The following is a 14,450-nucleotide window of genomic DNA, read 5'->3' as shown; positions in this document are numbered from 1 at the left end:
ATGAGCGAGAAGCACGCCGCGCGGGACGAGGTGGTCTGCCGCCGGCTGGTCGGCCGTACCGCGGTGGTCACCGGCGCGGGCAGCGGGATCGGCCTGGCCGCCGCCCGCCGGCTCGCCTCGGAGGGGGCGAAGGTGGTCTGCGCGGACCTCGACGAGGAGACCGGGCGGGCCGCCGCCAAGGAGGTCGGCGGGCTGTTCGTGCACACCGACGTCACCGACCCGTACATGGTCGAGGCGTTGTTCGACGAGGCGTACGAGACCTGCGGCAGCGTGGACGTCGCGTTCAACAACGCCGGCATCTCGCCGCCGGAGGACGACTCGATCCTGACCACCGGGCTGGACGCCTGGCGCAGGGTCCAGGAGGTCAACCTGACCTCGGTCTACCTGTGCTGCAAGGCCGCGCTGCCGTACATGCGCCGGCACGGGCGGGGCTCGATCATCAACACCGCCAGCTTCGTGGCCCGGATGGGCGCGGCCACCTCGCAGATCTCCTACACCGCCTCCAAGGGCGGGGTGCTGGCGATGTCCCGCGAGCTGGGCGTGCAGTTCGCCCGGGAGGGCATCCGGGTCAACGCGCTCTCGCCCGGGCCGGTGGACACCCCGCTGCTGCGCGAGCTGTTCGCCGAGGACCCGGAGCGGGCCGCCCGCCGGCTGGTGCACATCCCGCTGGGCCGGTTCGCCCGGGCCGAGGAGATCGCCGCCGCCGTGGCCTTCCTGGCCAGCGACGACTCCTCCTTCATCACGGCGAGCGAGTTCCTGGTGGACGGCGGCATCTCCGGGGCGTACGTCACCCCGCTGTAGCCGGCGGACGCCCGCGCTCCGGGGTTCTCACCGGAATCTCATCGAAAACGGCGGAAAATACCGGCTGCGCTGATTTCGCGTTTATCCGGCTGCCTTTAGATTCTCTGTCGTGAGTGAGCAGATTCCCGCCGGGTGGTACCCGGACCCCAAGGACACCACCAGCGACCCGAGGCCGCAGCGGTGGTGGGACGGCAAGGGCTGGACGGCCTCCACCCGGCCCGCACCCTCGGACGCCCCCGCGGCGGACGCCCCGGCGGCGGACGCCCCGGCGGCGGCGGAGCCGGCGTCCGCCGCGGACCCGGGGCCGGGAGCGGCCGAGCAGCCCAGGGTGCTGGAGGGCGAGGTGCTGGAGAGCGGCCCGACCGTCCGCTACCCCGAGCCGCCGCCCTTCGGCGCCGCCTACGGCACACCCGCCGGGCCGCCGCGCAAGCCCCGGCGCAAGCCCTCCAAGCTGGTGGTGGCGACCACCGTCGCCGCCCTGCTCGGCCTGGGCGCCGGCGCGGGGATCACCTACCTCACGATGGACGGCCACCGGGACCGCGCCCCGCGCAGCGCCCGCCCGGCCCCGCAGGACGGCCGCGGCCCGTGGGGCGGCGTCCCGGACTTCGGCGACCCCGGCAACGGCGGGAACGGGAACGGGAACGGCAAGGGCGGCGGGGGCGGCAACGGGGGTGGCAACGGAGGCGGCAGGACCAGCCCGAACGCCGACCAGGCGATCGACGTGGTCAACCGGCTCACCCTGCCCGTCCCGGACGGCTGGGAGGCCGGCACCACCGACAAGGGCTACGCCATGCTCACCGTCGGCTCGTACACCTGCGCGGACGGCAAGGGCGAGTGCTCCCTCGGCGGGGTGAACACCGGCCGGATCGAGGGCGGCGGCACCGACGCCCAGGCGGCGGCCAAGACCGACATCGAGGCGGCGGCCAAGGACTCGTACGGCGAGATCACCGGGCACCAGGAGCTCAAGTCCGAGGCGGTGAAGGTCAACGGCCAGGACGGCTACCTGGTCCGCTGGAAGGTGGACGCGCCCAAGGGCAACAACGGCTACGTGCAGACCGTGGTCTTCCCGTCCGCCGACGGGAAGTCGCTGGTCTCGGTGCACTTCGGCTTCGACATCGCCGACAAGGCGCCGGACGTCGCGGTGATGGACACCGTCGTCAAGGGCATCACCGCCTACAAGGGCAAGCTGCCGAACATCCCGGGGCTGCCCGGGACGGGCTCCGGCGGGGCCGGTGCGGGCGGCGGCGCCGGGGGCACCACCACCTGAGCCCCGCGCTCCTCACACGGCGGCGGCCCACCCGGGAGGGAGAACCCCGGGTGGGCCGCCGCCGTTCGCCGTCGTACGGGGTGGTGTCACGGGAGCCGGGCCGGACGGGGGTGTGCCGGCCCGGCTCCCGCGCCCGGCGTCAGGCGTCGCGTCGAACAGCCTCGACGCGACGGCGCCGGAGCACCATGCCGGCCCAGCCGACGCCGATCGCGGCAGCGCCCGCGAGCAGCAGCGGACCGGTGGCCGAGGTGCCGCCCACGGCCGCGGAGGCGGTCGGGATCACCTGGCCGGCCGGGGAGTCCGGGTCACCGCCGTGGCCGTGGTGGGCGACGGTGGACTTGGACGCGTCGGCCGCGATCTGGGCGTCGCTCGGCGCGGCCGGGGCCTGGGCGGCGAGCGCCGACACGGCCGTGGTGGAGGCGCCGAAGTCGACGTCGGAGCAGGAGTAGAAGGCCTCCGGGCTGTCGCTGCGCTGCCACACCGTGTACAGGACCTGGCGGCCGGTGCGCTGCGGCAGGGTGCCGGAGTAGGTGTAGGACCCGTTGACGGCGTTGCGGTCGACCTGCACCTTGGCCACCGGGGTCTGGTCGAGGTCCGACCACTTCAGCGGCTTGGTGGGGTCGTAGCCCGCCTTGGTGATGTAGACGGTCTGGGTGCCGACGTGCGGCGCGGTGGTGCGGAACTGGAAGGTGAAGGCGCCGGCCTTCACCGCGGTGGCCGGCCAGTCGGTGCGCGGCCAGTCCAGCGCCGCGTACTTGTCGCGGTTGGCCGAGCAGAGCTTGCCGTCCGGGATCAGCGCCTGGTGGTTGCCGTTGGCGTTGGCGATGTTGACCTCGTTCCAGTCGTACAGCGGCTGGGTGCCGCTCGCGGCGACGAGGTCCTTGCAGACCTGGGACACCGGGTGCTCGGGGCCCTCGGCGTAGCAGGCCGCGACCCGGCTCACGGGGTTGGTCATCGTGCCGTGGGCGCTGGCGGTGCCGGCGGTGGTACCGGCCACCGCGAGGACCGCGGCGCCGATCACGCCGACGGACAGGGCACTTCGCTTGATGGACATGGGGTGGGGACTCCTTGACCGTCGTTCCGGGCGCGTGTGGGGGAGCGGGCACGCCTGCCCGCTCGGGAGCCGCCGGCCCGGCGCGCGACCCCCGGCCAGAGCGTAGGATTGGTCTGGACCAGATGGCAATAGTCGTGCGTGCTGCGCTTGTTGACGGACTGTAGGCCCCGGAGCAGCACAAAGGCCCGACGGACGGCCGTGGTTAGCCGTTCCATCGGGCCCCGTTAAGGCTCCGAAAAGGTCAGTCCTTCTTTTCGTTGTAGTAGCCGGCCATGATCACGGTTCCGCTGTAGGTCGAGTTCCCGCCGTTGAGCGTGTTGTTGATGTACGTCACGTTGGTCGCCTGCTCAGTGGCCTTGGGCTCGAACTCATCGAGGATGGCCCGGAGTTCGGCAACGGCATCCGGGTTGTTCCGCAGTGCCAGGCGCAGTCGTCGCTGCCACTGGGAGGACTGGCCCTCGCCGCTCTCCGGATCCTCGGCGATCTCGGCCTGGATCTCGTCCAGCTCCAGCGACACGTCCTCCTCGCGATCCCGCCCGAAGAGCGCGGCGAAGCGAGGCCTGAACCGCGTCCAGGCCTCGGTGACCATCAGCCCGACCAATGCGGTCGCGCCCCTCGTCGCAAGGTCCGTGATCTCGGCGTCCATGCCGCCCCCTTTGTGTTCGTGGTGTCGGCACCACGGTAGGGCAAAGGCGGACGAAGCGTCAGAGGAAGGTCTTCCCCTCGCCCCGGTACGTCGGCACCGTCCGGACGATCCGGTCGCCCTCGATCAGGTGCAGCTCGGCGAAGCGTTCGCACAGCTCGCCCGCCTTGGCGTGCCGGAACCAGACCCGGTCGCCGATCAGCAGGTCGTCCGCGGCCGAGCCGAGCAGCGGGGTCTGCACCTCCCCGGCGCCCTCCATCGGGTCGTAGCGCAGCCCGGTCGGCAGGTACGGCACCGGCGAGCGGTCCGGGCCGGCCGCGCCGGAGGCCGGGTAGCCGCCGCCGAGGACGGTCACCACGCCGAGGCCGGGGCGGCGCACCACCGGCTGGCCGAAGAGCGCGGCCGGGCGGCCCCGGAAGGCGCGGTAGTTGTCGAACAGCTGCGGCTGGTAGAGCCCGGAGCCGGCCGCGACCTCGGTGACGGCGCGTTCGGCGACGGTGGACTCCACGCTGCCGGTGCCCCCGCCGTTGACGAACTCCAGGTCGGCGACCTGCCGCAGTCGTCGGACCGCCGCCGCGCGCCGTTCGGCCAGCTCGGTCCTGGCCTTGTCCTGCATCAGCCGGATCAGCCGCGAGCGCGCCGGCCGTCCGGGCACCCGGTCGCCCACCCCGGCGACGTGCCCCTCGTACGCCATCAGGCCGACCACCCGGAAGCCCCGGCGGCGCTGGACGAGTTCGGCGAAGGCGCCGAGGTCCTCGGGGGTGCGCAGCGGCGAGCGCCGGGCGCCCACCCGGACCCGGCCGCCGAGCAGGTGGAGCGAGGTGTCCAGCTCCAGGCAGACCCGCACCTCGGCGTCGCCGTCGCGGGCCTCGTCGATGAGGTCCAGCTGGGCCGGGTCGTCCAGCACGACGGTGATCTCGCGGGCGGCCCGCGGGTCGGCGGTCAGCTCGGCGAAGGCGGCCCGGTCGGCGCAGGGGTAGGCGAGCAGGATGTCGCGCACGCCGGTGCGGGCCAGCCAGAGCGATTCCTCCAGGGTGAAGCTCATCACCCCGAGGAAGCCGTCCACGGCCAGTGCCCGCTCCAGCAGTGCCCGGCAGCGGATGGACTTGCTGGCCAGCCGGATCGGCTTGCCGCCCGCCCGGCGGACCAGGTCGGCGGCGTTCGCGTCGAAGGCGGCGAGGTCCACGACGGCCACCGGCCCGTCCAGGTGGGCGGTGGCGCGGTCGTACCGGAGGCGGTCGGAGACCGGGGCGGGTGCGGGCGCGGGCGCGTCGAGGATCACCATGGGCGCAGGGTGCCACACCGCGCTACCGGTGGGTAGGCCCCGCGTGCAGGGAAATGGGGCCGCTCGCCCGCGGTGGCATAGGGTCGGGCGGGTGGACCGCAAAGACTTCTCCAACCCGGCGTTCGTCGGCAAGAACATCCCGAATCCCGGCTTCTCCGACGACGACGGCACCGCCGACCCGGCGCTCGCCGAGGCCCTCGCGCGCTGGTCGCAGGACCGTGCGGCCGAGCCGGAGGTGCTGGCGGCGCTGACCCCCACCCGGCTGATGGTCCCGATCGTCGCGATCCTCGGCGAGGTCGAGGTGGACGCGCACGGGCACCGGCACGAGAAGACCAGCGACATGGCCGTCCCGGTGCTGGAGGCCCCGGACGGGCGCCGCGCGCTGCCGGCCTTCACGTCGCTGGAGTCGCTGGCCCGCTGGCGCGCCGACGCCCGCCCGGCGCCGACGGCGGCCCCGCAGGCCGCGATGGTGGCCTTCTCGGAGCGGGCCGACACCCTGCTGATCGACCCGGCCGGGCCGGTGCCGTTCCAGCTGGGCGGAGCCCGGCTGCGGGCACTGGCGGAGAACCGTCCGTTCCTGCCGCCGGCGGCGGACCCGGAGGTGCGCGAGGCGGTCCGCGGGTTGCTGGCGGCCGAGCCGCAGGTGGTCAGCGGGCTGCTGGCGGCCTCGGAGGGCTCGGACGGGGTGCTCGCGGTGGTGTTCGACCCGGCGCTGGACCAGGCGGGCCTGCAGGCGGCCGCGCAGCGGGTCGGGCGGGCGGTGGCCGCCGACCCGGTGCTGCGGGTGCGGCTGGACCGGGGGCTGGACCTCGCGGTGCTGCCGGCGAGCGCGGAGCTGCCGGGGGAGCCGCTCTACAGGCGTTGAAAGACGTCGGGAGGAGTCGGAAGAAGCGGGAGGCCCGGCCCACGTGGGCCGGGCCTCCCGCGTCCGGTCTCAGGAGTAGACCGGCCCGGTGAACTTCTCGCCCGGCCCCGCGCCCGGGGCGTCCGGCACGACGGAGGCCTCGCGGAACGCGAGCTGGAGCGAGCGCAGCCCGTCCCGCAGCGGCGCGGCGTGGAAGTTGCTGATCTCCGGGGCGCCGGCGGTGACCAGCCCGGCCAGGGCGGTGATCAGCTTGCGGGCCTCGTCCAGGTCCTTGTCCTTCTCGCCGCCCTCGGCGAGACCGCACTTGACGGCCGCGGCGCTCATCAGGTGCACCGCGACGGTGGTGATCACCTCGACGGCCGGGACCTCGGCGATGTCGCGGGTGAGGTCGTCGAAGCCGATCGCGTCGTCGTCAGCGCCGGGGTTCTGGGTGGGCTCGCTGCTCAAGGGTGGCTCGTTCCGTTGTGCCGTGTGGGTACACGTGGAGCGTACAAGGGGCCCCGCGGAGGGGCGGAATAGCGTTCGACCCCCCGACGCTGTAAGCTTCGAGACTGACCGGCCGGGATCCCGTATGGGCGCTCGGCCAGCAAGTGGAGGCTCCACTGAGGAGGCCCGAGAGGGCAACCGCGAAAGTCTCCCACCTGATCGGCTTCGCGGTCGACGGGTCCCGGTCCGCGACGGGCGCCCCTGGCGCCGAGTCGCCGCAGCGCCCCTCACCGGGCGCAGCCCCCGGTTGTGTGGAGCCCCGCTTGTACCGAGCGGGGCTTTTTTCGTGTGGCGGTGTACGTACCGGACAGCGCAGCACGAATGAAGCCCCGCCCAGTGGTCGAGTCCACTACGTGCGACCGCCGTCCGACGGCCGCATCGCAGAAGGTGCAACCGAGGAGGCCCCATCAGCACCGAGCCCCGCATCAACGACCGGATTCGCGTCCCCGAGGTGCGACTCGTCGGTCCCAGCGGCGAGCAGGTCGGCATCGTGCCGCTTGCCAAGGCGCTGGAGCTCGCGCAGGAGTACGACCTCGACCTGGTCGAGGTCGCGGCGACCGCCCGGCCGCCGGTGTGCAAGCTCATGGACTACGGCAAGTTCAAGTACGAGTCGGCCATGAAGGCCCGTGAGGCGCGCAAGAACCAGGCGCACACGGTCATCAAGGAGATGAAGCTCCGGCCGAAGATCGACCCGCACGACTATGACACCAAGAAGGGTCACGTCGTCCGGTTCCTCAAGCAGGGCGACAAGGTCAAGATCACGATCATGTTCCGCGGTCGTGAGCAGTCCCGCCCCGAGCTGGGCTTCCGTCTGCTCCAGCGGCTCGCCGACGACGTCCAGGACCTGGGCTTCGTCGAGTCCTCGCCGAAGCAGGACGGCCGTAACATGATCATGGTCCTTGGTCCGCACAAGAAGAAGACCGAGGCGATGGCCGAGGCCCGCGCCCTCGCGGACGCCCGCAAGGCCGAGCGTCAGGGCCGCACCGCCGGCTCCGACGCCCCTGCGGAGATCGAGGCCGACGAGATCGAGGCCGACGAGATCGAGGCCGAGGATGCCGTGACCGAGGACGCCGTGACCGAGGCGCAGGACGCCCCGGCCGAGGCGCCGGCCGTCGAGGCCGACGCTCCGGTCGAGCAGCCGGCCGCCTCCCAGGGCGCCTGAGCCTTCACCGGCCAGGAGGGCCCGGGAGACCGGCCCACAGGGTGACGGGGCGGCCCGCCCGGTCACCGCAGATCCATCCAGTTCGCGCCCGCGTGGCAGCCGCCGCGCGGGCGTGGACGGGACCGACGAGGAGATACGGCGAAATGCCGAAGCAGAAGACGCACAGTGGCGCCAGCAAGCGCTTCAAGATCAGTGGCTCTGGCAAGGTGCTGCGCGAGCGCGCCGGCCGCCGCCACCTCCTGGAGCACAAGCCCTCGACGCTGACCCGCAAGCTGGCCGGGACCGTCGAGCTGGCCCCCGCTGACGCCAAGAAGATCAAGAAGCTTCTCGGCAAGTGATCGCCCTCCCGCCCGGCGCGAGCCGCGAGCGGGGCAGCTGATCCTTCCCGACCCATTCGAATGACGGACCACGTGAAGTAGTCCGTGGTCCAACCCAAGGAGTAATCAAGTGGCACGCGTCAAGCGGGCAGTCAACGCCCACAAGAAGCGCCGGGTCATCCTGGAGCGCGCCAGCGGCTACCGTGGCCAGCGTTCGCGCCTGTACCGCAAGGCCAAGGAGCAGGTCACCCACTCGCTGGTCTACAACTTCAACGACCGCAAGAAGCGCAAGGGCGACTTCCGTCAGCTGTGGATCCAGCGCATCAACGCTGCGGCCCGTGCCAACGGCATCACCTACAACCGCTTCGTGCAGGGCCTGAAGGCCGCCAGCGTCGAGATCGACCGCAAGATGCTGGCCGACCTGGCCGTCAACGACCCGGGTGCGTTCGCCTCCCTGGTCGAGGTCGCCCAGAAGGCGCTGCCGGCCGACGTGAACGCCCCGAAGGCCGCCGCCGACGCCGCCTGATCTTCCGAGATCGGTTGAGCTCTGACCGGACCCGCAGGCTCTCCTGCGGGTCCGGTCCTGCTTTTCCCCCTCCTTCAGCGCCTCCGGAGAACGAGACCATGCCGAGCACCGACACCCCCCTGCTGACCTCCCTGCGCTCGCCGCGCGTCGTGGCCGCCCGCCGGCTGGCCAAGCGCAACCAGCGCACCAAGGAGCGCCGCTTCCTGGCCGAGGGCCCGCAGGCCGTCCGGGAGGCCATCGCCTTCGGCAGGCTGCCGGGCACCGGGGAGCACGCCGTGGTCGAGGTCTACGCGACCCCGGAGGCCGCCGAGCGGCACGCCGGCATCGTCGAGGCCGCCCTGACCGAGGGGCTGCCGGTGCTGACCGCCACCGACGAGGTGATCGCCGACATCTGCGACACGGTGACGCCGCAGGGCATCGTGGCGCTCTGCCGCTTCATCGACACCCCGTTCGCCGAGGTGCTCAAGGCCCGCCCGAAGCTGGTCGCGGTCCTCGCCCACGTGCGCGACCCCGGGAACGCCGGCACCGTGCTGCGCACCGCCGACGCGGCCGGCGCGGACGCCGTGGTGCTCACCGACGCCTCGGTGGACCTGTACAACCCGAAGGCCGTCCGGGCCTCCGTGGGCAGCCTCTTCCACCTGCCGGTGGCGGTCGGGGTGCCGGTCGAGGAGGCCGTCGGCCGGCTGCGCGAGGCCGGCGTCCGGGTGCTCGCCGCGGACGGCGCGGGGGAGCGCGACCTGGACCAGGAGCTCGACGAGGGCACCCTGGGGGCGCCCGGCGCATGGGTGTTCGGCAACGAGGCGTGGGGGCTTCCGGAGGAGACCCGCGCGCTCACCGACGAGGTCGTGCGCGTCCCGATCCACGGCCACGCCGAGAGCCTCAACCTGGCCACCGCGGCGGCCGTCTGCCTGTACGCCTCGGCCCGCGCCCAGCGCTCGCCCGGCGGCTGCCGCTCGAACGCCTGACGCACCGCCCCGGGGCGCGGGGGATCACCCCCTTTCAAGCCCTACTGCGGGCGCCTGGGAGGCGCTAGGGTCTGCCTCGGTGGGGGGAACGGCACGGTGGGTAATCGGGGAGGCAACCCATGGTCGGCAGCGGGCCCGAGCTCGACCCGGACGACCTGCCGGACGGCCTGGTGGTCGCCGACGCGCTGGGCCGGGTGGTCTGCTTCAACCGGGCCGCGGCCCGGCTCACCGGCGTGCTCCCGCAGGCCGCGCTCGGCAGCGGACTGGAGGACGTCCTCCCGCTGGAGGACCTGGACGGCCGCCGCTGGTGGCAGCTGACCGACCCGTACGGCGGGCTGGCCATCCGCACCCGCCAGCCGGAGCGCAACCTGCTGCTGCCCGGGGGGCGCGAGGTGCTGGTCTCCGCCCGGTACGTGCGCAGCTCGCCGGGCGGGCCGCTGGAGCGGCTGGTGATCGCCCTGCGCGGCACCGAGGCCCGGCGCCGCACCGAGCGCAGCCACGCCGAGCTGATCGCCACCGTGGCGCACGAGCTGCGCTCCCCGCTGACCAGCGTCAAGGGCTTCACGGCGACGCTGCTGGCCAAGTGGGAGCGGTTCACCGACGGGCAGAAGCGGCTGATGCTGGAGACCGTGGACGCGGACGCCGACCGGGTCACCCGGCTGATCGCCGAGCTGCTGGACATCTCCCGGATCGACTCCGGTCGGCTGGAGCTGCGCAAGCAGGTGGTCGACCTGGCCGCGGCGGTGCGCCGGCACGTCGAGCGCAAGGTCGCCACCGGCATCCCCGAGGACCGCTTCGACGTCCGGGTCGGCGAACCGCTGACCGTCCTGTGGGCCGACCCGGACAAGGTCGACCAGGTGTTGGCCAACCTGCTGGAAAATGCGGTGCGGCACGGTGAGGGAACTGTCACGATCGAGGTGGCACCGGCCAAGGAGGTCGTCGAGGCGCCCGTCTGGGAGCGCAACGGCACCCCGCCCCGCATCGTGGAAGGCACAGCGGTCACCGTGAGCGACGAAGGCGGCGGCATCCCCGAGGAGTCGATGCCGCGCGTCTTCACCCGCTTCTGGCGCGGCTCCAAGCGCGGTGGCACGGGCCTGGGCCTCTACATCGTCAAGGGCATCGTGGAGGCCCACGGCGGCTCGATCCGCGTCGACCGCGCGCCCGGCGGCGGCGCCCGGTTCCGGTTCATCCTGCCCGCCGGGGTACCCGACTTCATGCTCTGATCCATGCCCGGAAGGCATGCGGTGAGCTTCGGAGCAGGTCGGACGTCGTTCCCCGGGACGGGCTTCGCGGCAGCGGTGACACCCGCTGCGACTACACTCGACCTTTGGCGTTGGCCCAAAGACCTTGAGCACGGACGAGCAGGAGCACGGGAAAGATAGAGATGTCGGCACCCAACAAGTCGTACGACCCGGTCGAGGTCGAGGCCCTCAAGCCCGAGGTGGTGGAGCAGGCGCGGGACGAGGCGATCGCCGCGTTCGCCGCCGCCGGCTCCCTGGACGAGCTGAAGCAGGCCAAGGTCGCCCACACCGGCGACCGTTCCGCGCTCTCGCTCGCCAATCGCGAGATCGGGGCCCTTCCCCCGCACGCCAAGGCGGCCGCCGGAAAGCTGATCGGCCAGGCCCGCGGGGCCGTCAACCAGGCCCTCGCCAAGCGGCAGGCCGAGCTGGAGGCCGAGCGCGACGCCCGCGTGCTGGTCGAGGAGGCGGTGGACGTCACGCTGCCGTACGACCGCGCCCCGCGCGGCGCCCGGCACCCGCTGACCACCATGGCCGAGCGCATCGAGGACACCTTCGTGGCGATGGGCTACCAGGTCGCCGAGGGCCCCGAGGTCGAGGCCGAGTGGCTCAACTTCGACGCCCTCAACCTGGGCCCGGACCACCCGGCCCGCTCGATGCAGGACACCTTCTTCGTCCAGGCCCCGGACGGCTCCGCCGACTCCGGCGTGGTGCTGCGCACCCAGACCTCCCCGGTCCAGGCCCGCACCATGCTCGACCGCGAGCCCCCCGTCTACGTGGTCTGCCCGGGCCGGGTCTACCGGACCGACGAGCTGGACGCCACCCACACCCCGGTCTTCCGCCAGGTCGAGGGCCTCGCGGTGGACGAGGGCATCACCTTCGCCGACCTCAAGGGCACCATCGAGGTGCTGGTCGAGAAGCTGATCGGCGGCGGCCTGGAGCTGCGCTGGCGCCCGTCCTACTTCCCGTTCACCGAGCCGAGCGCGGAGATCGACCTCCAGTGCTTCGTGTGCCGCGGTGCGAGCGTCGGCAACCCGGACCGGCCGTGCCGGACCTGCTCCTCCGAGGGCTGGATCGAGCTCGGCGGCTGCGGCGTGGTCAACCCGCGGGTGCTGGTCGCCTGCGGCGTCGACCCCAACCGCTACAGCGGCTTCGCCTTCGGCCTGGGCCTGGAGCGGATCCTGATGAATCGTCACAACGTCGCCGACATGCGCGACATGGTCGAGGGTGACGTCCGCTTCACCCTCCCGTTCGGGATGGAGATCTGATGCGCGTCCCGCTTTCCTGGCTGCGCGAGTACGTCGACCTGCCGGCCGGCGAGACCGGCCGTGACGTCGCGGAGCGCCTGGTCCGGGCCGGCCTGGAGGTCGAGACCGTCGAGCAGCTCGGCACGGACCTCAAGGGCCCGCTGGTGGTCGGCGAGGTGCTCTCCATCGAGGAGCTGGCCGACTTCAAGAAGCCGATCCGCCACTGCTTCGTGAACGTCGGCGACGCCAACGGCACCGGTGAGCCGCAGGAGATCGTCTGCGGTGCGACCAACTTCGCCGTCGGCGACAAGGTCGTGGTCGTGCTCCCGGGCGCCGTGCTGCCCGGCCCGTTCCCGATCGCGGCCCGCAAGACCTACGGCCAGACCTCGGCCGGCATGATCTGCTCCGCCCGCGAGCTGGGCATGGGCGACGACCACCACGGCATCATCGTGCTCCCGCCGGAGTTCGAGCCCGGCACCGACGCCATCGAGCTGCTCCAGCTCGTCGACGAGGTGCTCGACATCGCCGTCACCCCGGACCGCGGCTACTGCCTGTCCATGCGCGGCGTGGCCCGCGAGGCCGCCGCCGCGTACGGGCTGCCGCTGGCCGACCCGGCGCTGCTCGACGTGCCGCCGGCGAACTCCTTCGGCTACCTGGTGAAGGTCAACGACCAGGCCGGCTGCGACCGCTTCGTGGCCCGTACGGTCATCGGCGTCGACCCGAACGCCAAGTCCCCGATCTGGCTCCAGCGCCGGCTCCAGAAGTCGGGCATCCGCCCGATCTCGCTGACCGTCGACATCACCAACTACGTGATGCTGGAGGTCGGCCAGCCGCTGCACGCCTACGACAGGCAGCGCGTGGACGGCCCGATCGTCGTCCGCCGCGCGGAGCAGGGCGAGACCCTCACCACCCTCGACGGCGTCGAGCGCAAGCTCGCCCCCGAGGACCTGCTGATCTGCGACAACAGTGGTCCGATCGGCCTGGCCGGCGTGATGGGCGGCGCCTCCACCGAGATCCTCGACCCGGCCGCCGGTCCGGGCACCACCGAGGTGATCATCGAGGCCGCGCACTTCGACCCGGTCGTCATCGCCCGCAGCGCCAAGCGGCACAAGCTGCCCTCCGAGGCGTCCAAGCGCTTCGAGCGCGGCGTAGACCCGGAGGCAGCCCGCGCCGCCGCGCAGCGCGCCGTCGACCTGCTGGTCCTGATCGCCGGCGGCACCGCCGAGGCCGGGGTCACCGACATCGCCGCCCCGCACCCGGTGCGCACCATCACCATCGCCGCCGATCTGCCCGACCGGGTGGCCGGCACCGCGTACGGCCGCGAGACCGTCACCCGGCGCCTTCAGGAGATCGGCTGCTCGGTCGCCGGGGCCGACGTCCTGGAGGTCACCCCGCCGACCTGGCGCCCCGACCTCACCGACCCGTACGACCTCGCCGAGGAGGTCATCCGGCTGGAGGGCTACGACAACGTCCCCGCCCGGATGCCGAACGTTCCCCCGGGCAAGGGCCTGACCGAGGCCCAGCGGGTGAACCGCCGGATCGGCGTCGCGCTGGCCGCGGCCGGCTACGTCGAGGTCAACAACTACCCGTTCCTCGGCGAGGCCGCCTTCGAGGCGCTCGGCCTGGAGGCGGACGACCGGCGCCGCCGCACGGTGAAGCTGGTCAACCCGCTGAACGACGAGGAGCCGGCGCTGCGCACCACGATGCTGCCGGGCCTGCTCGGCGCGCTGCGGCGCAACGTCGGCCGGGGCAACACCGACCTGGCGATCTTCGAGACCGGCACCGTCTTCCTGCCCAAGGACGAGCTGAGCGTGGCCCCGCGTCCGGCGGTCGACCACCGGCCCAGCGACGAGGAGCTGGCCGCGCTGGACGCCGCGCTGCCGGACCAGCCGCGCCGGATCGCCGTCGCCCTCGCGGGCGAGCGGCTGCCGTCGGGCTGGTGGGGCAAGGGTGCCCAGGCCTCCTGGGCGGACGCCGTCGAGGCGGCCCGCACGGTGGCCCGGGCGGCCGGCATCGAGCTGACCGTCCGCCAGGGTCAGCTGGCCCCGTGGCACCCGGGCCGCTGCGCCGAGCTGCTGGTGGCCGGCACCGACCGGGTGGTCGGCCACGCCGGTGAGCTGCACCCGCGGGTCGTCAAGGCGCTCGGGCTGCCGGCCCGCACCGCCGCGATGGAGATCGACATCGACCTGCTCACCGCCGACGGCGCCGAGCGGGTCGGCGGACCGACCGTCTCCGGCTTCCCGGTGGCGACCCAGGACGTCGCGCTGATCGTCGACACCGCCGTCCCGGCCGCCGAGGTCGAGGCCGCGCTGCGCTCCGGCGCGGGCGAACTGCTGGAGGCCATCCGGCTGTTCGACGTGTTCACCGGCGAGCAGGTCGGCGAGGGCAAGAAGTCGCTGGCGTACGCGCTGCGCTTCCGCGCCGTCGACCGCACGCTGACCGCCGACGAGGCGAGCGCCGCCCGCGAGGCAGCCGTCGCCGAGGCCGTCGCCCGGACGGGCGCGGTGCTGCGCGGCGCCTGATCCGGTAGCGCCCGGGCAGGGCCCCGCCACGGACCACGAGGTCCGCGGCGGGGCCCTTTCCGTTTTCTTGGG

The 14,450-nt window shown here is 73.2% G+C and carries 14 protein-coding genes; 10 read left to right on the top strand and 4 right to left on the bottom strand.

Features of this window, described 5'->3' with window-relative positions; all coding sequences use genetic code 11:
• Both ABZ449_RS10145 and ABZ449_RS10140 read left to right on the top strand, forming a co-directional pair.
• Window positions 1-801, top strand: a complete 801-nt coding sequence (locus ABZ449_RS10145) for a 3-oxoacyl-ACP reductase (protein ID WP_360343178.1) — start codon at window positions 1-3, stop codon at window positions 799-801.
• Window positions 802-910: 109 nt separating this feature from the next.
• Entirely contained in the window at window positions 911-2,068 is a 1,158-nt protein-coding gene (locus ABZ449_RS10140) for a DUF2510 domain-containing protein (protein ID WP_360343175.1), read from the top strand.
• A gap of 139 nt (window positions 2,069-2,207) precedes the next feature.
• Here ABZ449_RS10140 and ABZ449_RS10135 read toward each other — a convergent pair whose 3' ends face one another.
• The 3 genes from ABZ449_RS10135 to ABZ449_RS10125 form a co-directional block, all read right to left on the bottom strand.
• A complete protein-coding gene (locus tag ABZ449_RS10135) occupies window positions 2,208-3,122 on the bottom strand; it encodes a lytic polysaccharide monooxygenase (RefSeq protein ID WP_360343172.1) in 915 nt (304 codons plus the stop codon).
• A 241-nt stretch (window positions 3,123-3,363) separates the two neighbouring features.
• Complete coding sequence (locus tag ABZ449_RS10130) at window positions 3,364-3,768, bottom strand: hypothetical protein (RefSeq protein WP_360343169.1); 405 nt, start codon at window positions 3,766-3,768, stop codon at window positions 3,364-3,366.
• Between the two features lie 58 nt (window positions 3,769-3,826).
• Window positions 3,827-5,050 carry an amino acid deaminase/aldolase gene (locus ABZ449_RS10125; protein WP_360343166.1) on the bottom strand — a complete coding sequence of 408 codons (1,224 nt, stop codon included), beginning with the start codon at window positions 5,048-5,050 and terminating at the stop codon, window positions 3,827-3,829.
• 91 nt (window positions 5,051-5,141) lie between these two features.
• Here ABZ449_RS10125 and ABZ449_RS10120 point away from each other — a divergent pair, with 91 nt between their 5' ends.
• Window positions 5,142-5,915: an SseB family protein gene (locus ABZ449_RS10120; RefSeq protein WP_360343163.1), complete on the top strand. Its 774-nt coding sequence runs from the start codon at window positions 5,142-5,144 to the stop codon at window positions 5,913-5,915.
• Between the two features lie 69 nt (window positions 5,916-5,984).
• Here ABZ449_RS10120 and ABZ449_RS10115 read toward each other — a convergent pair whose 3' ends face one another.
• The gene (locus ABZ449_RS10115; RefSeq protein ID WP_359824182.1) at window positions 5,985-6,362 is read right to left on the bottom strand and encodes a DUF1844 domain-containing protein; all 378 of its coding nucleotides are present in this window, start codon (window positions 6,360-6,362) and stop codon (window positions 5,985-5,987) included.
• Between the two features lie 445 nt (window positions 6,363-6,807).
• Here ABZ449_RS10115 and infC point away from each other — a divergent pair, with 445 nt between their 5' ends.
• The 7 genes from infC to pheT all read left to right on the top strand — a co-directional run bounded on the left by infC (window position 6,808) and on the right by pheT (window position 14,378).
• Window positions 6,808-7,563 (top strand): translation initiation factor IF-3, encoded by a 756-nt coding sequence (infC, locus tag ABZ449_RS10110; RefSeq protein WP_360343406.1) that lies wholly within the window; start codon window positions 6,808-6,810, stop codon window positions 7,561-7,563.
• Window positions 7,564-7,706: 143 nt separating this feature from the next.
• A complete protein-coding gene (gene rpmI / locus ABZ449_RS10105; RefSeq protein ID WP_030055648.1) occupies window positions 7,707-7,901 on the top strand; it encodes a 50S ribosomal protein L35 in 195 nt (64 codons plus the stop codon).
• 109 nt (window positions 7,902-8,010) lie between these two features.
• Window positions 8,011-8,406 carry a 50S ribosomal protein L20 gene (rplT, locus tag ABZ449_RS10100; RefSeq protein WP_030055649.1) on the top strand — a complete coding sequence of 132 codons (396 nt, stop codon included), beginning with the start codon at window positions 8,011-8,013 and terminating at the stop codon, window positions 8,404-8,406.
• 98 nt (window positions 8,407-8,504) lie between these two features.
• Window positions 8,505-9,371: an RNA methyltransferase gene (locus tag ABZ449_RS10095; protein ID WP_360343160.1), complete on the top strand. Its 867-nt coding sequence runs from the start codon at window positions 8,505-8,507 to the stop codon at window positions 9,369-9,371.
• Between the two features lie 119 nt (window positions 9,372-9,490).
• Entirely contained in the window at window positions 9,491-10,594 is a 1,104-nt protein-coding gene (locus ABZ449_RS10090) for an ATP-binding protein (RefSeq protein WP_360343157.1), read from the top strand.
• Between the two features lie 161 nt (window positions 10,595-10,755).
• On the top strand, window positions 10,756-11,877 hold the full coding sequence (gene pheS / locus ABZ449_RS10085) for a phenylalanine--tRNA ligase subunit alpha (RefSeq protein ID WP_188299334.1): 1,122 nt from the start codon (window positions 10,756-10,758) through the stop codon (window positions 11,875-11,877).
• Complete coding sequence (pheT, locus tag ABZ449_RS10080; protein WP_360343154.1) at window positions 11,877-14,378, top strand: phenylalanine--tRNA ligase subunit beta; 2,502 nt, start codon at window positions 11,877-11,879, stop codon at window positions 14,376-14,378. The genes pheS and pheT overlap by 1 nt, the downstream gene beginning before the upstream one ends.
• Window positions 14,379-14,450: the final 72 nt, after the last annotated feature.

The organism is Kitasatospora sp. NPDC005856, from assembly GCF_040629945.1.
Classification (GTDB): Bacteria; Actinomycetota; Actinomycetes; order Streptomycetales; family Streptomycetaceae; genus Kitasatospora.
This window is presented reverse-complemented; position numbering and strand designations above follow the sequence as displayed.